Here is an 18,732-nt window from a genome sequence, read left to right as displayed (position 1 = left end):
GGATGAGTGTGCATGCATGACGGTGATCCTAGGTTCTGTCGCCCTCGACAAGGGTTTGTCGCCACGTTTGGAGCGTTCCAATACGGGGTTCCCTCCTGCCCACCAGGCGAGTTAATGTCTTGGAACGCTCCAATGGCAGAAAGGTTGCGCCCGGGTGGAAGCAACTGTCAAGACCCGAACCCAGAACGAGGAGACCATGTCAGCGATCGAGCTGCAGCCGTTCCTGCACGACGCCCGGCTCTCCGTGGCCGCCCCGAGCTTCTGCGCCGCCCGCCCCGACGGCCGGATCGCCGAAGGCGCGGACGGCTTCTACCACGGCGACCGCCGGATCCTCTCCCGCCTGGAGGTCGGCGCCCCCGGCATCCCCAACGTCCCGGTCGCAGCCGCCGACGGCGCCGACGGCCACACCGCCTTCGTCACCGTGCTGCGCGGACTCGCCGAACAGACCGCCGACCCGGCCACCACCCTGGAACGCCGCCGCGAACTCCACCCCGGCCGACTGGTCGAGCGCTACACCCTCCACAACGCCGGCGGCCGCCCCGCCCGACTGCGGCTGGAGGTGCGCGCCGCAAGCGACTTCGCCACCATGGACCACGTCAAGGCCGGCCGCACCGGCACCCCCGTCCGGCCCGAGGCCCACGGCGACGGCCTGCGCTGGAGCGCCGGCCCGCTCACCGCCGCGCTCACCCTCACCCCCGCACCGGACCACCTCGACCCGGCCACCGGCACCCTCGGCTACGAGCTCGAACTCGCCCCCGGCCAACGCTGGCAGGCCGTCCTGGAGTGCACCGCCGAGCACCGCGACGGCGACCTCTTCCCCGCCGCCACCAGCACCCCGTGGAGCACCCCCGAGGTCACCGGCCGCGACCACCACCTCGCCCGCTGGCTCACCCGCTCCCACCACGACCTGCGCGGCCTGCTGCTCACCGACCCGCTGCGCCCCGCCGACGCCTTCCTCGGCGCCGGAGCGCCCTGGTTCCTCACCCTGTTCGGCCGCGACTCCCTCTGGGCGGCCCGGATGATGCTCCCGCTCGGCACCGAACTCGCGGCCGGCACCCTGCGCACCCTGGCCCGCCGTCAGGGCCGCACCGTCGACCCGGTCACCGAGGAGCAGCCCGGCAAGATCCTGCACGAGGTCCGCCGCGCCGAACAGCACCTGGACACCGGCGCCCACCTGCCGCCCAGCTACTACGGCACCGCCGACGCCACCCCGCTCTGGCTCACCCTGCTGCACGACGCCTGGCGCTGGGGCCTGCCCGCCGACCAGGTCGAGGAACTGCTGCCGCACGCCGAGGCCGCACTCGGCTGGCTGGAGCGGTACGCCGACGCGGACGGCGACGGCTTCCTGGAGTACGTCGACAGCACCGGCCGCGGCCTCTCCAACCAGGGCTGGAAGGACTCCTCGGACGGCATCCGCTTCCGTGACGGAAGGATCGCCGCCGCCCCGATCGCGCTCAGCGAGGTCCAGGCCTACGCCCACGAGGCGGCCGTCGGGACCGCCGACCTGCTGGAGGCCTTCGGCCGCCCCGGCGCCGCGCACTGGCGGCAGTGGGCCGAGCGGATGCGCGAGCGCTTCCGCGACCGCTTCTGGACCGCGGACGAGCAGGGCCGCTACCCGGTGGTCGCCCTCGACGGCGCCAAGCGGCCGGTGGACTCGGTCACCTCCAACCTGGGCCACCTGCTCGGCACCGGACTGCTGGACGCCGAGGAGAGCGCGCTGGTGGCGGGCCGGCTCACCGCCCCCGGCCTGGACAGCGGCTTCGGGCTGCGCACCCTGGACGCCGCCAGCACCGGCTTCAACCCGCTGGGCTACCACACCGGTTCGGTCTGGCCGCACGACGGCGCCATCGCCGTGCACGGCCTCGCCCGGGCCGGACTGCACGGGGCCGCCACACCGCTCGCCGACGGACTGGTGCGCGCCGCCGCCGCCTTCGACCACCGGCTGCCCGAACTGTTCGCCGGCTACTCGCGCGACCGGTACGCCACGCCCGTCCCGTACCCGGCCTCCTGCCGTCCGCAGGCCTGGGCCGCCGCGGCCGCCGTGCTGGTGCTGCAGGCGCTGCTCGGACTGGACGCGGACGTGCCGGGCCGCCGGCTGTGGGTGCGCGAGCGGGTCCCGGCCGGGTACGAGTCGCTGCGGATCCGCGGGCTGAGGGTGGCCGGGCTGCCGATCGAGGTGACGACCGACCACACCGGGACGGTACGGCTGGACGCCCCGGAGGGGTTCACCGTCACCACCGTGCGCTGAGCCGGAACGGCCGCCGCCCGGGCGGCGGAAGGATGCTCCGCATACCGACTCGACCCCGCCGGGACCAGGCCCGGCGGGGCGCCGTCGACCGCGTGGGCGCTGGCGTTCGACGTGTCATCACCACCTGCTAACCTCAGCCGATTTCCCGCCGCACCGAGTCGGCGGACACGACGGGGTAAGAGGTACAGAAGACCATGGCATTCCTCCGGGCCAAGCAGAAGGCCCAGGTCATCGAGAAGCTCTCGCAGGTGGCGCCTCCCGGCGAGACCTTCATCGCCTGCGTGCACGCGGAGAGCGGCCCCAGCCCGTGGCTCGCCGCCGCGCTCGGTGAGATTCCGCTCGTCGGCCTGATCATCGTGCTGACCCGCAGGTACTACTTCCTGACGCTCACCAACAGCCACGTGGTGATCAACTCGGCGAACCGCTGGAACAACCGCCCCGGCGAGGTGGTCGCGGCCTTCCCGCGGCACGCCTTCCCGGTCAGCCGGGTGAAGCGGGCCAGCATCTGGAGCTCGATGTACGTCCAGATGCCGGGCAACACCAACCCGGTGCGCCTGAACATCCACCGCATCTGGCGGGCCGAGATGGACCAGCTGAGCGCGGCCTTCCCGCCCGGGTCGATCGACCCGAGCTCGCAGCCCTTCGACACCCCGCAGAACCAGGGCTACCCGATGCCGGGTCAGCCCGTCCCGGGCCAGCCGATGATGGGCCACCCGATGGCCGGTCAGCCCGCGCCCGCCCAGCAGATGATCCCGCAGCAGCAGGGCTTCGGCGCCCCGCAGGGCCAGCCGTACCCGGCGCCGCAGGCCCAGCCGTACCCGGCCCCGCAGGCCGCCCAGCCGTACCCGCAGCAGCAGCCGTACCCGGCGTCGCAGGCCGCCCAGCCCTACCCGGCCCCGCAGGCGTACCCGCCGGCCCAGCCGTACCCGGCGCAGCCCGGCGCCCAGGTGCCGCCGCAGGCCCAGCCGTACCCGCCGCAGGTCCCGAACGTGCCCTACCCGGGCCAGCCGGGCTACCCCGGCCAGCACTGATCGCGGCCACCGGCCCCGGCTCCCCGCGCGGGGGGCCGGGGCCGGCGTGGTGCTCGCGGGGCGCGGTCGGGCCCGGGCGGCGGTGGACTCTGTCAGGTCTACGGCACGGCCGCCGAGAACGCCGGCCTCAGTGTGCCGAGCGGTGACGAACGGCCGAGCGGGCTGTGCCGGCGCTCCTCGGAACTCCCCTCCGTGGTAGGTGGGTTGGGCCCCTCAAGGTTCTTGGTGAGGAACACCCGGCTGGTGCCCGGCGGATCGCACCGGACCTCGCCGAGCACCGTCCACCCGTGCTTGAGGTAGAAGCCGGGGGCCTGGAAGCTGATCGTGTAGAGCACGGCGGAGCGGCAGCCGCGGTCCCGGGCCTCCTGCTCGGCCCGGCGCAGGACCTCGCCGCCCAGCCCGCTGCCGCGCAGCTCGGGCGGGAGGAAGAAGAGGTCGACGAAGAACAGCCCGAGCGAGGTGCGCCCGGTCAGCCCGCCGAGCACCCGGCCCGTCCCCGGTTCGCGGACCAGGACGGCGAGCGGCCTGCGGTCGTCGATCCCGGACCGCTCGACGTTGAAGCCGTCCAGGCCGTCGGAGACCAGCGCGAGGTCCGTGGCGGCGGGGGAGTCGGTGACGGTCAGTTCCGGGGTTTCCGGTGGACGGGTGGTGGACACGGTTCCTCCTGTTCACGGGCCCTGGTGGCCCGGCGGACCCGGGAACGCTACGGCGCGGACGCTTCGACGGGCGTCGAAGCGTGCCGGGCGAGAATGGAGGGCATGCACGACCGATCCGATGACCGATCCGCCGGTGGATCCGCCGACCGATCCGCCGACCGGGACGTGGGCGTGGACCTGGCCGCCGTGGCCAGGCTGCTGGCCGACGGCACCCGGGCCGGCTTCTGCCTGGCGCTGCTGGACGGCCGGGCCTGGACCGCGAACGAGCTCGCCCGGCACGCCGGGGTCGCGCCGTCGACCGCGACCTCCCACCTGAACCTGCTGGTCGGTGGCGGACTGCTGGCCGAGGAGCGGCACGGCCGCCACCGCTACCTCCGGCTGACCGACCCCCGGGTGGTGGCGCTGATCGAGAGCCTGGCCGAACTGGCCCCGCGCCGGAGCGCTCCGCCCCGCACCCTCGCGGCCTCCGGCCGCCGGCACGCCCTGGCCCGGGCGCGGCTCTGCTACGACCACCTGGCGGGCGCCCTCGGCCTGGCGGTCGCCGAGGCGATGGTCGGGCGCGGCCTGCTGGACCTCGGGCCCGAGCCGGCCCTGACCGCCGAGGGGCGGGACTGGCTGGCCGGACTCGGCGTCGCCCTGCCCGGCGGCCCGCGCCGCCCCGCGGTGCGGGCCTGCCTGGACTGGACCGAGCGCCGCTCCCACCTGGGCGGCGCGGCCGGGGCGGGCCTGTGCGCCCACGCCCTCGCGGCCGGCTGGCTCACCCGGGTCGGCACCGGCCGCGCCCTGGCGGTGACCCCGGCGGGCCGGGAGGCCTGGCAGGAGCACCTCGGGCTGGCCGTCGGCGACTTCTGAGGACGGCGGCGCGCCGGGAGCCAGGCCCGGCCCCCGGCTCAGGCCAGCTCGCGCATCCGGCGGATCGGGCTGGCCAGCAGGATCAGCGGGCTCGCCACGCTGACCACGGCGACCAGCAGCAGCGCCGTGCGCGGCCCCCAGAGCGCGGCCGCGCCGCCCGCCGCGAGGGCGCCGACCGGGATCGCGCCCCAGGAGACGAAGCGGACGGTGGCCATCACCCGGGACAGCAGCTCCGGCGGGGTGTGGGTCTGCCGGTGGGTGCGGGTGACGATGCTGGCGACCACCACCCCGGCCGAGAACCCGGCGTTGCCGAGGGCGAAGACCAGGGTGCCCCAGCCGGAGCCGGCCGCCGGGAGCAGCAGGGCGAACACGGTGGACACCGCGGCCGCCCAGCGCAGCGCGCGGGCGCCGCCGAGCCGGGCGACCAGTCGGGGCGTGGCGGCCGCGCCGAGCAGGCTGCCGAGTCCGCCGGTGGCCATCAGGGCGCCGACGGCGGCGGCCGGGGCGTCGAGGGTGCGGACCAGGAACACCGGGGTGAGGGTCATAAGGCCGCCGCAGACGAAGTTCAGGGCGGTGGCGTCCGCGACGCACGGCCGGATCACCGGGTGCCGGGTGACGAAGCGCCAGCCCTCGCGGATCTGCTCGCGCATCCCGGCGCCGCCGGTGCGCGGGGCGGCGGACCGGGCGATCCGCGGCAGGCTGCCGAGCAGAGCGGCCGAGGCCAGGTAGCTGACCGCGTCCAGCAGCATCGAGGCGGCGCCGCCGACGAGTTGGACCAGCACGCCGCCGAGCGAGGGCCCGGCCAGGTCGGTGGCCGCGACGCTGCCGGAGAGCAGGCTGTTGCGGCTGGTCAGCTGCTCCTTGGGGACGACGGCGGGCAGGAAGGTGGAGTTTCCGACGTCGAAGAGCACGCCGGCGAAGCCGACCAGCAGGGCGACCAGCACCAGCTGCGGCAGCCCCAGTACCCCGAGGAAGGCGGCCAGCGGCACCGAGGTGACCGCTGCCGCGCGGAGCAGGTCCATCGCGACCTGGGTGCCGCGCAGGGGCAGCCGCTGGACCAGGACGCCGGCCGGCAGCCCGATGACCAGCCAGGCGACGTAGGCGGCGCCGGTGATCAGGCCGACCTGGAAGGCCGAGGCGTGCAGGGTGACCACGGCGATCAGCGGCAGCGCCACCGTGGTCACCTGGTCGCCGAGCCGGCTGACGGTCGAGGCGGTCCAGAAGCGCCAGAACGCCCCCGCCCCGCTCCGGCTCCCGCCCGCCCCGACCGGGTCCGCCGTTCTCGCCGTGTCCACCGTCTTCGTCGCCACGTCCACCCCTTCGCCGTCACCGGTCCACGACCGAGTGAGTTCCGTTTGGGAACTCACTATAATGGGTGTTCATGCGGCACACCGAAGCGGCGGACCCCGACTGCGCGATCTCCCAGGCCCTGACCGTCGTCGGGGACACCTGGACCCTGCTCCTGATCAGGGACGTCGCCGGCGGCACCCACCAGTTCGACGCCCTGCAGCACGGGCTCGGCATCAGCCGCAAGGTGCTCGCCGAGCGCCTGAAGGGACTGGTCGCCGACGGCGTGCTGGAGAAACGGCTCTACCACCCGCACCCGCCGCGCTACGAGTACCACCTGACGGACCGGGGCCGGGGCCTGCTGCCGGTGCTGGTCGCCCTCCAGGACTGGGGCGGGCGGTACGTCCTCGGCGACGGCTCGCTCACCGGCACCAGCACCCCCGACTCCGCCGAGACCCGCCGGGTGCACTCGCTCGTCGGCCACCGGCTGCCCGCGCTGGAACTCGCCACCGCCTCCGGTGCGACGGTCGACCCGATCGCCGCCGACCGCGCCTGGACGGTGCTGTACTGCTACCCGGGCGCGTACGCCCCGGGAGGGGTCGACCACCCGCCCGGCTGGGGCGACATCCCGGGCGCGCCCGGCTGCACCCTGGAGTCCTGCACCTACCGCGACCGGATGGGCGAGTTCGCCGCCCGGGACACCGCCGTCCACGGCGTCAGCACCCAGCGCCCGGACCAGCAGGCGGCGTTCGCCGAACACACCCGGCTCCCGTTCCCCCTGCTCTCCGACGCCGGACTGGAACTCGCCGCCGCGCTGCGGCTGCCCACCTTCCGCGCCGCCGGCGTCGAACGGCTCAAGCGGCTCACCCTGGTCCTCGACGCCGGCCGGACGGTCCGCGGCGTGCTCTACCCCGTCACCGACCCGGCGGGCTCGGTCGAGGAGGCCCTCGCGCTGCTGGACGGCCTGCGGCAGGAGTGACGAACGGGCGCGCCCTCCCTCACGGCAGGTAGAAGGTCGGCAGATCCGCCGTCAGCGGCCCAGTAGGGGCACCGGGCCAACCGGTTTTGCCGGTACGGGGGATCGCCTGGTCACCGCGTGGGGGGAGGGCGGCGAATCCGAGGAGGTGTCACCGGCGGCCCAGGGTGCGCCGCGCCGCGCCGAAGGTGAGGGCGGCCCAGAGGACGGCGATGGCGCCCGCGACGTACGCCCCGGCGCCGCGGAAGGAGAGGTCCTCGTCGTGGGTGGCCGGCGGTGCCCAGCCGTCCGGGTCGGCCAGCACCGTCATCGTCCGGCCGACGGCCGTGCCGGAGCAGCCGATGCCCCCGATGGTGCCGTGCGGCAGCGGGCTGCCGTCCTCGTTCCGGACGCCGCAGGTCCAGCTGACCTTGCCCGTCTTGTCCTTGCCGCTGTGGGCCGAGGTGATCACCACCCGGGTGTCCACCCCGCGGTGGGACAGCAGCTGGGCCCGGAAGGCGGCGGTGGGGATCACCAGCAGCAGCACGCCCAGCAGTACGGCGGGCCAGACCACCCAGCCGGTGCTGCGGATCAGCATCAGTCCGACGACCGCCGCCATCAGCACCAGGACCGCCAGGATCGTGCAGGGGGCCTGGTAGTCAGGGTTGGTGGCGAGCGCGAGCAGGCCCAGGATCAGCACCGGGGCGAGCAGCCCGACCAGCAGGGCGGTCCGGCGCACCGTGCGCGGGGCGAGCGGGACGTCCTTGCGGGGGCGCCGCCGGACCGCCTTGGCCGGCCGGGCCGCTCCCGCCGCGAGCGGCCTCTTCTGCTTCTTGTTCGGACGCCTGGCCATGCTGCCCCCGTCTTCCGGTGGTTCCGTTCGTGCTCGCGACAGTGTGACGGCAGCCCCGCGGTGCTGGAAGGCCGGGGTGCCGCCCGACCTGCGGCCGGCCCAGGCCGTCTTCCCAACTCCTTTGCGTGGTAGGTACATTGACCGTCGTGTGGGTGGTGGATCTGTTCCTTCTGGTCGGGGCGGTGGTCCTGGCCGGCCTTGCCGCACTGTTCGCCTCGGCGAGCGGGACGGACCGCGCGCTGCGCCGGGAGGGCGTGTGCGTGGTCGGCCGGGTGCGGAAGGTCCGGTGGCACACCACCGCCGAGGGCTACGACCGTCGACGGGTGACCATCGAGTACGGCCTGCCGGACGGGCGGACCGTCGAGCTGGTCCGCTCCGACCAGCGGCCGGAGGGCGGCCGGTTCCAGGAGGGCGACGAGGCGGTGGTGCTCTACCACCCCGCCCGCCCGGGGCGCGGCCTGGCGGTCGACCCCGCGCGCCGACTCCCGCCGCCACCGGGACCGACCGGCCTCGCCGCGCTGTCGGTGCTCTGCGCGCTCGGCGCGGTCGGCCTGGTCCGGCTGATGTTCTGAATCCGGCGGGCGCGGTCAGGGCCTTCCCAGCGCCGCCTGTTCCAGGTCGAGGTCGCGCTGGAGCAGTCTCAGCGTGGTGTCGCTGATCCGGTGCTCCTCGTAGAGGCCGTGCAGCCGGGCGTTCTGCACCCCGATGACCTCGCGCCGCAGTTGGCGGTAGGCGTCGTCGGCGGTGGTGCCGTCCGGGGCCTCGGGGGTGCGGTCGAGCCGGGCGGTCAGGGCGCGGCGGACCCGGTCGACGGCGGTCTCCGGCACGGCCTCCAGCTCGGCCAGGCCCTCGACGTGGTCCAGGGCGGCGCGGTTGAGTTCGTCCCGGGCGTCCTCCTCCTCGCGCGCGGTGTGCTCGGGTTCCAGGGCGAGCCCGGAGCGGTTGACCACGGCGGCCAGGGTCAGGCCCTGGACGACCAGGGTGAGCACCACGTTGGAGACGGTGAGCACCAGCACCAGCGGCCGCCCGTCCAGGTGCGAGCCGCTGTCGGTGAGCAGCGGGATGGACAGCGCGGCGGCCAGCGGCATGACGCCCCGGGTGCCGGCCCAGGTGACCACCCCGGCGACCCGCCAGGACAGCCGCCCCTGGCTGGGTTTGACCGCGCGGGTCAGCGGCAGGGTCCAGAGCACCCGGACGGCGATCAGCAGCGCGGCTATCGCCATCGACTGGAGCGGCCACCAGCCGGTGCCGGCCGGCAGTTCCCGGACCAGGGTGGGCAGTTCCAGGCCGACGATCGAGAACACGACGCTCTCCAGCAGGAACACCACCACCGCGTAGACGGCGTGCAGCTGCAGCCGGATCCGGGCGTCGGTCAGCCGGTGGCCGGAGCGGCCGAGCAGCACCCCGGCGACCACCACCGAGGTGACGCCCGAGGTGTGCGCGGACTCCGCCAGCACATAGGCCGCGTACGGGGTGACCAGGGCTATCACGGTCTCCAGCACCGGGTCGGTGGTGCGGCGGCGGAGCAGCCAGACCAGCCCGGCGACGGCCGCGCCGACCAGGCTGCCGCCCCCGCCGAGCAGTACCAGCTCGCCGCCCGCGGCGGGCAGGTCGACCGTCCCGCCGGCCGCCACCGCGACGCCCACGGCCACCTTGAACAGCACCAGCGAGGTGGCGTCGTTGAACAGGCTCTCGGCCTGGACCAGCACCTGGACCCGCCCGGGCAGGGCGAGCCGTCGGCCGAGCGCGGTGACCGCGACCGGGTCGGTGCTGGAGAGCACGGCGCCGAGCACGAAGGCCATCGCGGGCGGCAGTCCGGCGACGGCGACGGCCGCGAAGCCGACGGCCGCGGCGGAGGCGAAGACCAGGCCGAAGGAGAGGATGGTGACCGGCCGCCAGACCGTCCGCAGGTCGCGCAGCGACAGTTCCTCGGCGGAGGAGTAGAGCAGTGGCGGCAGCACCACCGCGCCGATGATCTGCGGGGGCACGTGCAGGGCGGGCACGCCGGGGACGAGGGCGACGCCGAGCCCGACCAGCACCAGCAGGGAGGGCGCGGGCACCCGCCATCGGCGGGCGAAGGTGGCCACGCTGGTGGCCAGGACGACCAGGACGAGAACGATCCCCACGGCGTGCATCTGCAGAAACGACCCATCGCGAACACCGGGGTCGCCGAAGCCCGATCGCCGCAGTCGTCCCCCGAGCCGACCAGACTTCCCGGCACACCGTCGGTCATCTTATCGGTCCTTTGGCGGGGGTCGAGAGGGATATCCGCGTCGGCGGCCCGCTGACCGCAGGTCAGGACCGGGGGAGAGGGCAGGCCGCCGAAGGGCCGTTCTGTTCCGAACGAATTCACCGAATGCTCGCCGGAAGTCTTGCGGGCCGTGCACGCACCGAAGTTGGATGCACAACATCCCGCGACCCGCCGGGTCGCCAACTCCCCCACGGAGCCCAGATGCCCCTGCCGTCCCTCCGTCGCACCCTCGCCGTCGGCGCCGCCGCCACCGTGCTGGCCGCCCTCGGCGGCACCCCGGCCGGCGCCGAGAGCGCCCCGGCCACCGCGCCGCCGCTGGACGTCCTGAGCTACAACACCTTCCTGATGAGCACCTCGCTCTACCCCAACTGGGGCCAGCAGCACCGCGCCCAGGCCATCGCCGCGGCCGACTTCTTCCAGGGCCACGACGTGGTCGTGCTGGAGGAGGCCTTCGACAACGCCGCCTCCGACGCCCTGGTCGCCAAGGCCTCGGCCGCCTACCCGTACCACACGCCCGTGGTCGGCCGCTCCACCAGCGGCTGGGACGCCACCTCCGGCAGCTACAGCGCCACCACGCCGGAGGACGGCGGGGTCGTCCTGCTCAGCAAGTGGCCGATCCTGCACAAGGAGCAGTACGTCTACAAGGACGCCTGCGGCTCGGACTGGTGGTCCAACAAGGGCTTCGCCTACGCCGTCCTGGACGTCGGCGGCCGCCGCACCCACGTGGTCGGCACCCACCTCCAGTCCACCGACTCCGGCTGCGCCAGCGGCCAGGCCGCCGACATCCGGGCCCGGCAACTCGGCGCCATGCGGGCCTTCCTGGACGCCAAGCGGATCCCGGCCGCCGAACCGATCGTGGTCGCCGGGGACCTCAACATCGACTTCCACGGCACCGAGTACCAGGCCCTGCTGACCGGCGGCAACCTCGCCCCGGCCTCCGCCCGCACCGGCTGGCCGTACTCCTTCGACACCGCCGACAACTCCATCGCCGCGTACCGCTACCCGGGCGAGCCCAAGGAGGACCTCGACCACGTGCTCTACCGCGCCGACCACGCCCGCCCGCAGCAGTACACCAACGAGGTGCGGCGGGTGCACAGCGCGCCGTGGACGGTGAGCAGCTGGGGCAAGAGCTACACCTACACCGACCTCTCCGACCACTACCCGCTGATCGCGCGCTGAGCCCGGCGCCCCCGGGCCGTGCCGGACGGCCTGTGGGGCGCATCACAGCTCCCGGAGCGGTTCGGGCTCCTACGATCGTGATCGCGGACGCCGCCGACGCCTGGGCCCGGTGCGGCGCCCGCCCGGCACCACCCGCGATCCGCCCGAGGAGAAGCGCACCTTGACCAGCCCCACCGCCGCCCCCGAGAGCTACTACCAGCGCACCGGCGAGCACCGCTACAAGCCCACCGCCCATGCCCAGGGCGCCTGGCACCCCGACGAGCAGCACTTCAGCCCGGTGGGCGGCCTGATCGTCCACGCGATCGATCACCACCGGGCCGGGCAGCAGGTGGCCGGCCGCCCGGCCGAGGGCCTTGCGCTGGCCCGGATCAGCTTCGACATACTGGGCCTGATCGCCCTGGACGAGCTGGAGATCACGGTGGAGACCCTCCGCCCGGGCCGCACCATCGAACTGGTGGAGGCGGTCGCCTCGATCGCCGGCCGCGCCGTGGTCCGGGCCAGGGCCTGGTTCCTGGCCGAGCAGGACACCAGTGCCGTCGCCGGCACCCACGACGAACCGCTGCCCGCGCCCGAGGAGTTCGAGCCCTGGCCGATGAGCGAGCAGTGGCCCGGCGGCTACATCGCCTCCGTCGAGGTCCGCCGCCGCTCCACCGCGCCCGGCCGCGCTGCCGCCTGGCTGTCCACCCCGCTGCAACTCGTCGCGGGGGAGCCCAGCAGCCCGCACGCCGCCTTCATCGCGCTGGTCGACACCGCCAACGGGATCGCCGTCCGGGAGCAGCCCGACGCGTGGATGTTCCCCAACACCGACCTGACCGTCCACTTCCACCGCCGCCCCGGCGGCCGCTGGACCGGGCTGGACACCCGGGTCAGCTTCGGCCCCGCCGGCCACGGCGTCACCAGCACCGTGCTGCACGACGTCGACGGGCCGGTGGGCCGGGCCGAGCAGATCCTCACCGTCCGCCCGATGCCCGGGAGTTGAGCCCCGCGGTGGTGGCCCGCCCCGGGTGAGGCGGGCCACCACCAGCCGGTCAGCCCGGCAGCGAGTCCATGAAGGAGCTGACCGAGAACACCGCCCTGCCCGGCCCGGCCGGTCCGTAGCCGGGCGGGGAGGAGAGGCCGAACTCCTCCAGGGTGGCCCGGTAGGTCTGCAGCAGCCGGATGTGGTACTCCAGCGGGGCGCCCTGGGGGTTGGCCTTGCCGAGCGGGGTGGTGGGCTCGGGGCACCAGGTGGTGAAGCGCGGCACCACGCCGTGGGACATGAAGAAGCGCAGCCCCTCCCGGGTGGAGGCGATCGCCTCGTCGACGGTGGTGAACCCGAAGGGCTCGGCCATCTCCACGCCCGCCACGAAGTTGGGGATCACGTTCTCCGCGCCGAACACCTCGGTGGAGTCCAGGATCCGGCGGTGCCACTCGTCCCGGCCGACGTAGCGCTCCTTGCCGGGGCAGTAGAGCTCGAACAGCCGCTTGTCCCACACCTCGAAGTTGGGGTGGTAGATCTTCACGCCGTAGTCGTGGAAGCGCTGGACGTCGTCGCGCGGCAGCGCCTGGGCGACCACCTTGCCGATCCAGCGGTCGGGGAAGCGCTCCTCGATGGCCTTGGCGTACTGCCCGTAGAAGTCCGCCTCGTCCCGGCCGCCGACCTGCGAGGTGATCGCGCCGCCGGTGAGGGTGTACGCCCGGGAGGCCCGGGCGGTGTCGTGGCGGTCGATGATCTCCAGCGCCTCCAGCACCTCCTCGACCGGCTTGACCCCGGTGTACGGGCGGCCGGCGGCCTTGTGCTGGCGCCAGTTGTGGTTGATGTCGCAGTACTGGCACTCCTCCTTGGCGCCGAAGTACTGGCAGACCCGGAACACCGTGAGGTAGATCAGATAGCCCCACTGGATGGTCGGGGCGACCTCCATCACCGACTTCCCGTTGGCCAGGGTGTGCCGGTAGTAGTCGGGCATCGGCGGCAGACCGACGTCGGCGATCCGCGCGCCGTCCAGGTAGAGGCCCAGGGTGCCGTCCTCGCCGGCCCGCACCCGGTACGGCGAGTCCGGGTTGACCCGCACCGACACCACGGTGCGGCGCAGCCCGTACGGCCCGCCGGTCAGCACCACCTCCTCCGGCGGCCGGTTCAGCGCGGCCGCGCCGAGCTCGGGCAGGGTGCGGTGGTCGAAGGAGAAGATGAAGTACGACTTCGGCTTGACCTCGCCGCTCCCGTCGGTGCCGGTGCTGCCGCTGAGTGCGGACTCGTCGAAGGCCATCCCGCCGCGCAGCAGGTCCTCCTTGATCACCGCCTCCCGGGGCACGTCGGGGAACCGTTCCATGAGGTCCTCGACGAGGGCGGTGCGATTGCGGGGCTGGCTCTCCATGCGCTGCTCTTCCTTCCCGGCCCCGTTCCTCGCACGGCGCCCCGGCCATTCTTCTCCCCTTTATGCGACCGGCCGGACGCCGGGCCGTGGGTGGGCGGCGCCGGGCCGGGCCGTCCGCGCTCGAACGGTCCCCGTCGCGGCGGGCGCGACGCCGCCGGGCGGGGCGGGACACGGGGGCGGGCGACAGGTTGACGCGGGGCCGGGGCGGGGCGCGTCGACGGGCGCACGACCGGGCCCCGGGTGGTGGGGCGGAGTGCTGCACTACGAGGGCGCGTTTCAAACGCCGTACGCATGAACGTTCACCTAATCGGGTGTAGATGATCGTCCGATGCGTTTCGGAACGGGTCATCCCGCCTACGGTTGTGAAGCGAGCGAGACGGGGCCCGCGGCGTGGAGTTCCCCATCGCGGCGGGCGAGATGACGACCCGTCAATCCTGCGATCCCCTTCAGAGGAGGCTCCATGCCCCTGCGCACCGGAACGGGCACACCACCCGGGCCCGCCACCGCCCCGGCGGTGCACTCATGAGCTCCCCGGCGATCGAGCGGATCCTCGGCGGTCCCACCGGACTGGGCACCTCCGGGCTGCAGTTGAGGCCCCAGGCCCCGGCACCGCAGGCCCCGGCACCCCAGGCCGCCGTGCCCGAGGTCGCCGCGCCGGCGGTGACCGTGCCCGAGGTCGTCGTACCGGAGGCCGCCCCCGCCGTCCCGGCCCCCGAGGCCGTGGCACCCGCCGCTCCGGCGGTCGAGGCTCCCGCATCCGAGGTCCCGACCGCGTCGGCCGCCGAGACCGCCGTGGCCGAGGCCGCGCTGGTCGAGGTCGTGGCCGTGGAGGCGATCGCGGCCAAGATCGGGGTCGGCGCCGGGGCCGCGCCCGGGATCGGCACCGGGTCCGGGGCGCTGGACGCCCTCCTGGACGGGTTCCGACTGCCCTCCGTCCCCTCGCTCGCCCAGCTGCTGCCGGCCTCGGCCGCCGCCGCGCCGCGCGGTGGGAAGCCGAGGACCGGCGACCCCATCCCCGGCCTCTACCACCACCCGATCGCCGAGCCCGACCCGGTCCGGGTGGAGGCGCTCAGCCAGCGCATCAAGGCCTGGGCGATCGACGAGATCGAGCTCTACCCGCCGGAGTGGGAGAAGGACTTCGACGGGTTCTCCACCGGGCGCTACATGGTGGCCTGCCACCCCGACGCACCGAGCATCGACCACCTGATGCTGGCGGCCCGGCTGATGGTCGCCGAGAACGCGGTGGACGACTGCTACTGCGAGGACCTCGGCGGCTCGCCGATCGGCCTGGGCAGCCGCCTGCTGCTCGCCCACACCGCGCTGGACCCGCTGCACACCACCGGGGAGTACCACCCGGCCTGGGAGGCCTCGCTCGCCGAGGACGCGCCCCGGCGCTCGTACCGCTCGGCGATGGACTACTTCGTCCGCGCCTCCACGCCCTCCCAGGCGGACCGCTTCCGGCACGACATGGCGCGGTTGCACCTGGGGTACCTGGCCGAGGCCTCCTGGGCCGAGGCCGAGCACGTCCCGGAGGTGTGGGAGTACCTGGCGATGCGCCAGTTCAACAACTTCCGCCCCTGCCCGACGATCACCGACACCGTCGGCGGCTACGAGCTGCCGGTCGAACTCCACGCGCTGCCCGCCATGCAGCGGGTGATCGCCCTGGCCGGCAACGCCACCACGATCGTCAACGACCTCTACTCGTACACCAAGGAGCTCGCCAGCCCGGGGCTCCACCTGAACCTGCCGGTGGTGATCTCCGAGCGCGAGGGCGTCTCCCGCCAGGAGGGCTACCTGAAGGCCGTCGAGGTGCACAACGAGCTGATGCACGCCTTCGAGGCCGAGTCGGCCGCGCTGGCCGTCGCCTGCCCGGTGCCGAGCCTGGTGCGGTTCCTGCGCGGCGTGGCCGTGTGGCTCGACGGCAACCACCACTGGCACCAGACCAACATCCACCGCTACAGCCTGCCCGACTTCTGGTGACCGCCTCCGGTTCCCGGCGCCGGCCGCCGGCCGGCCGGGCAGTCGCCTGATTTTCCGCTAACCATCCGTGAGAACACTGGAGTTGACCCCCATGTCCCTGACCGACGACCTCACCACCCCCAGCGGCGCCATCCCCGGCCCGGCAACCCCGTACCAGAGCGACATCGCCCGCTACTGGAACAACGAGGCCCGCCCGGTGAACCTGCGCCTGGGCGACGTCGACGGCCTGTACCACCACCACTACGGCATCGGCGAGATCGACCAGGCCGCGATCGGCGACCCGGCCGACAGCGAGCGCGAGAAGAAGGTCATCACCGAGCTGCACCGCCTGGAGTCCGCCCAGGCCGACGTACTGCTCGACCACCTCGGCGACATCAAGCCCGAGCACACCCTGCTGGACGCCGGCTGCGGCCGCGGCGGCTCGATGGTCATGGCCCACCAGCGCTTCGGCTGCAAGGTCGAGGGCCTGACCCTCTCCACCCAGCAGGCCGAGTTCGGCAACAAGCGCGCCGGCGAGCTGGGCATCGGCGACTTCGTCCGCTCCCGGGTCGCCAACATGCTGGACATGCCGCTGGAGAACGGCTCCGTCGCCGGCTCCTGGAACAACGAGTCCAGCATGTACGTCGACCTGCACGACCTGTTCGCCGAGCACGCCCGGGTGCTCTCGGTCGGCGGCCGGTACGTGACCATCACCGGCTGCTGGAACCCGAAGTACGGCCAGCCGTCGAAGTGGGTCTCGCAGATCAACGCGCACTTCGAGTGCAACATCCACTCCCGCCGCGAGTACCTGCGGGCGATGGCCGACAACCGCCTGGTGCCCCAGGCCGTGATCGACCTCACCCCGGACACCCTGCCCTACTGGGAGCTGCGCAACACCACCTCGCTGGTCACCGGCATCGAGGAGGCGTTCATCGAGTCCTACAAGGACGGCTCGTTCCAGTACGTGCTGATCGCGGCCGACCGGGTCTGATCCGGCGCCGGTACGACGGGCGGCCTCCCCGCAGTGAATGCGGGGAGGCCGCCCGTCGGCCGTCGAGCGTTCGTCAGCCGTCAGCCGTCAGCCGTCAGCCGTCAGCCGGTCCGGGGCCGGGTGAAGGTGAGATGGGTGACGCCGCTCGGGCTGGTCACCGCCTCGGTGTCGAAGCGCCGCTCCAGCCCTTCGAGCCCCTCCCAGAGCGACTCGCCCCGCCCGAGCACGATCGGCACCACGACCACGTGCAGGTGGTCGATGAGATCGGCCTCCAGGAAGGCCCGGACGGTCCGCGGACCGCCGCCGATCCGGACGTCCTTGCCGTCGGCCGCCTCCCGGGCCTGCCGCAGCGCCTCCTCGGGGGAGGCGTCGATGAAGTGGAAGACCGTGCCCCCTTCCATCTCCAGGCTGGGGCGCGGGTGGTGGGTGAGCACGAAGACCGGGGTGTGGAACGGCGGGTTCTCCCCCCACCAGCCCCGCCAGGCCTCGTCCTCCCAGGGGCCGCGCTGCGGGCCGAACTTGTTGCGGCCCATGATCTCCGCGCCGATGCCGTCGCCCCAGGTGCGGGCCATCGCGTCGTCCACCCCGGTGTCGCCGTCACCCGCGCCGTGCATCCGCTGGAAGGTGCGGGTCCTGAAGAACCAGTCGTGCAGCCGGTGCTCGGCGTGCCCGAAGGGGTTCTCCAGGGTCTGGCCCTCCCCGGTGCCGTACCCGTCGAGGGAGATCGAGAAGTTGTGGACCCGGACCAAGGACATGGTGCTGCCTCCACTTGCTGACCTGTGCTGTCGCTGCGCCGTGCCGTCACGGTTCCGCGCCGCCCGCGGTTGTCCGTGCGCGGGCCACGCTAGCGCCCGGCACCGACAAAGCTGACGCTCCGTCAGTGCCGGGGCGTGGCGGACCGGGGCCGGGGCGGAGCGCCGGAAGTCGTCACGCTATGGTCATGATCTCTTCACGAGGTGCACGCCCCGTCCGGCGATGCTGCCTCCGGCGACCCGCACCGGCGGCCGCCGCGACCGACCCGGGGGGACGATTCCGATGACCGTACGCCGCACCCTGGCAGGCCTGCTGGCCGCCGGCCTGCTCGCGACCGCGGCGGCCCTGGCGCCGCTGTCGGCGGCCATCGCGGTCGACGGTGACGGCACCGGCGCCCTGCCGTTCGGCTCGGCCACCACCGTCGGCCTGCACAACACCTACGACCCGGCCGCCTACCGGTACCTCGCCCAGGGCCTGGACACCGGCACGGGCATGATCGAGCTGGACCTGTGGACCGACACGGTCACCCACGAGTGGAAGGTCAGCCACTCCAACCCGCTCGGCAACTCCAACAACTGCACCGCCGCCTCCACCCCGGCCCAGCTCTACAGCGGTGGCGCCGACAAGAACCTGGAGAACTGCCTCGACGACGTCCGGGTCTGGCTCGGCGCCCACCCCGGCGCCGGCCCGCTGGTGGTCAAGCTGGAGGTCAAGGGCGGCTTCGCCGCGAACCTCGGGATGGGCCCCGACCAGCTGGACGAACTGATCGCCGCCCACCTCGGCAACGCCGTGCTGCGCCCGGCCGACCTGCTGGCCAGGCCCGACGGCGGCTCCTACGCCACCGTCGACGAGGCGGTGCGGGCGGGCAACTGGCCGAGCCGCTCGGCGCTCGCCGGGCGGGTGCTGCTGTACGCGATCCCGGGGACGGTCGAGGAGCACAACCCCTTCGACACCCTGCACACCGACGTCGAGTACGGCCGCCACCTGCGCGACCTGGCGGCGGCCGGCCGGATCGGCCGGGCCCAGCTGTTCCCGGCCGTGCACGGCGCGGCGGGCGGCGACCCGCGGGGCAGGTACACCGGCGGGGACGTCGGCATCCGCCCCTGGTTCGTGGTCTTCGACGGCGACGCGGCCGGCTACCTCAACGGGATCGACACCGGCTGGTACGACCGCTCGCACTACCTGCTGGTGATGACGGACGCCCAGAAGGTCGCGCCGCAGATCAGCGCCACCGACCCGACCGTCGAGGAGGCGAGCGACCGGACCGGACAGCTGGCCCGGGCGCACGCCAGCATCGTGTCCAGCGACTGGCGCCGGCTCCCCGCGGTGCAGTCGCTGGTGCTCGCCCGGGGCTGACGCCCCG

General features: G+C 73.9%; 16 protein-coding genes. 10 read left to right on the top strand and 6 right to left on the bottom strand.

Annotated elements, in window-relative coordinates; translation table 11 throughout:
* The first annotated feature begins 196 nt into the window (after positions 1-196).
* Both ABTZ03_RS01315 and ABTZ03_RS01310 read left to right on the top strand, forming a co-directional pair.
* Positions 197-2,248: an amylo-alpha-1,6-glucosidase gene (locus ABTZ03_RS01315; protein WP_350510768.1), complete on the top strand. Its 2,052-nt coding sequence runs from the start codon at positions 197-199 to the stop codon at positions 2,246-2,248.
* Between the two features lie 194 nt (positions 2,249-2,442).
* Positions 2,443-3,279 (top strand): hypothetical protein, encoded by an 837-nt coding sequence (locus tag ABTZ03_RS01310; protein ID WP_350510767.1) that lies wholly within the window; start codon positions 2,443-2,445, stop codon positions 3,277-3,279.
* Between the two features lie 98 nt (positions 3,280-3,377).
* Here the strand turns inward: ABTZ03_RS01310 and ABTZ03_RS01305 are convergent, their stop codons facing one another.
* Complete coding sequence (locus ABTZ03_RS01305) at positions 3,378-3,935, bottom strand: GNAT family N-acetyltransferase (RefSeq protein ID WP_350510766.1); 558 nt, start codon at positions 3,933-3,935, stop codon at positions 3,378-3,380.
* Between the two features lie 102 nt (positions 3,936-4,037).
* Between ABTZ03_RS01305 and ABTZ03_RS01300 the strand changes: the two genes are divergently transcribed.
* Positions 4,038-4,787 (top strand): ArsR/SmtB family transcription factor, encoded by a 750-nt coding sequence (locus ABTZ03_RS01300; protein ID WP_350510765.1) that lies wholly within the window; start codon positions 4,038-4,040, stop codon positions 4,785-4,787.
* Positions 4,788-4,825: 38 nt separating this feature from the next.
* On the opposite strand, the gene ABTZ03_RS01295 is transcribed toward ABTZ03_RS01300, so the two are convergent.
* Positions 4,826-6,097, bottom strand: a complete 1,272-nt coding sequence (locus tag ABTZ03_RS01295) for an MFS transporter (RefSeq protein ID WP_350510764.1) — start codon at positions 6,095-6,097, stop codon at positions 4,826-4,828.
* Positions 6,098-6,168: 71 nt separating this feature from the next.
* Between ABTZ03_RS01295 and ABTZ03_RS01290 the strand changes: the two genes are divergently transcribed.
* Positions 6,169-7,053, top strand: a complete 885-nt coding sequence (locus ABTZ03_RS01290) for a winged helix-turn-helix transcriptional regulator (protein ID WP_350510763.1) — start codon at positions 6,169-6,171, stop codon at positions 7,051-7,053.
* Between the two features lie 148 nt (positions 7,054-7,201).
* Here the strand turns inward: ABTZ03_RS01290 and ABTZ03_RS01285 are convergent, their stop codons facing one another.
* A complete protein-coding gene (locus ABTZ03_RS01285; protein WP_350510762.1) occupies positions 7,202-7,882 on the bottom strand; it encodes a hypothetical protein in 681 nt (226 codons plus the stop codon).
* A gap of 155 nt (positions 7,883-8,037) precedes the next feature.
* On the opposite strand from ABTZ03_RS01285, the gene ABTZ03_RS01280 reads away from it, so the two are divergent.
* Positions 8,038-8,454, top strand: coding sequence for a DUF3592 domain-containing protein (locus ABTZ03_RS01280; RefSeq protein ID WP_350510761.1), 417 nt, complete (start codon positions 8,038-8,040; stop codon positions 8,452-8,454).
* A 15-nt stretch (positions 8,455-8,469) separates the two neighbouring features.
* Here ABTZ03_RS01280 and ABTZ03_RS01275 read toward each other — a convergent pair whose 3' ends face one another.
* On the bottom strand, positions 8,470-10,017 hold the full coding sequence (locus ABTZ03_RS01275) for a Na+/H+ antiporter (protein ID WP_350510760.1): 1,548 nt from the start codon (positions 10,015-10,017) through the stop codon (positions 8,470-8,472).
* A gap of 317 nt (positions 10,018-10,334) precedes the next feature.
* On the opposite strand from ABTZ03_RS01275, the gene sph reads away from it, so the two are divergent.
* Together sph and ABTZ03_RS01265 are read left to right on the top strand one after the other, a co-directional pair.
* The gene (gene sph, locus ABTZ03_RS01270; protein ID WP_350510759.1) at positions 10,335-11,312 is read left to right on the top strand and encodes a sphingomyelin phosphodiesterase; all 978 of its coding nucleotides are present in this window, start codon (positions 10,335-10,337) and stop codon (positions 11,310-11,312) included.
* Between the two features lie 160 nt (positions 11,313-11,472).
* Positions 11,473-12,291, top strand: a complete 819-nt coding sequence (locus ABTZ03_RS01265; RefSeq protein ID WP_350510758.1) for a thioesterase family protein — start codon at positions 11,473-11,475, stop codon at positions 12,289-12,291.
* Between the two features lie 49 nt (positions 12,292-12,340).
* Here the strand turns inward: ABTZ03_RS01265 and ABTZ03_RS01260 are convergent, their stop codons facing one another.
* Positions 12,341-13,666 (bottom strand): radical SAM protein, encoded by a 1,326-nt coding sequence (locus ABTZ03_RS01260; protein WP_350510757.1) that lies wholly within the window; start codon positions 13,664-13,666, stop codon positions 12,341-12,343.
* A 522-nt stretch (positions 13,667-14,188) separates the two neighbouring features.
* Between ABTZ03_RS01260 and ABTZ03_RS01255 the strand changes: the two genes are divergently transcribed.
* Positions 14,189-15,646 carry a family 2 encapsulin nanocompartment cargo protein terpene cyclase gene (locus ABTZ03_RS01255; protein WP_502894362.1) on the top strand — a complete coding sequence of 486 codons (1,458 nt, stop codon included), beginning with the start codon at positions 14,189-14,191 and terminating at the stop codon, positions 15,644-15,646.
* Between the two features lie 91 nt (positions 15,647-15,737).
* A complete protein-coding gene (locus tag ABTZ03_RS01250; protein ID WP_350510755.1) occupies positions 15,738-16,616 on the top strand; it encodes a geranyl diphosphate 2-C-methyltransferase in 879 nt (292 codons plus the stop codon).
* 101 nt (positions 16,617-16,717) lie between these two features.
* On the opposite strand, the gene ABTZ03_RS01245 is transcribed toward ABTZ03_RS01250, so the two are convergent.
* On the bottom strand, positions 16,718-17,371 hold the full coding sequence (locus ABTZ03_RS01245) for a dihydrofolate reductase family protein (protein WP_350510754.1): 654 nt from the start codon (positions 17,369-17,371) through the stop codon (positions 16,718-16,720).
* Positions 17,372-17,651: 280 nt separating this feature from the next.
* Here ABTZ03_RS01245 and ABTZ03_RS01240 point away from each other — a divergent pair, with 280 nt between their 5' ends.
* Positions 17,652-18,725: a phosphatidylinositol-specific phospholipase C domain-containing protein gene (locus ABTZ03_RS01240; RefSeq protein ID WP_350510753.1), complete on the top strand. Its 1,074-nt coding sequence runs from the start codon at positions 17,652-17,654 to the stop codon at positions 18,723-18,725.
* Positions 18,726-18,732 lie beyond the last annotated feature (7 nt).

This window comes from Kitasatospora sp. NPDC096077, assembly GCF_040303245.1.
Taxonomy (GTDB): Bacteria; Actinomycetota; Actinomycetes; order Streptomycetales; family Streptomycetaceae; genus Kitasatospora.
This window is presented reverse-complemented; position numbering and strand designations above follow the sequence as displayed.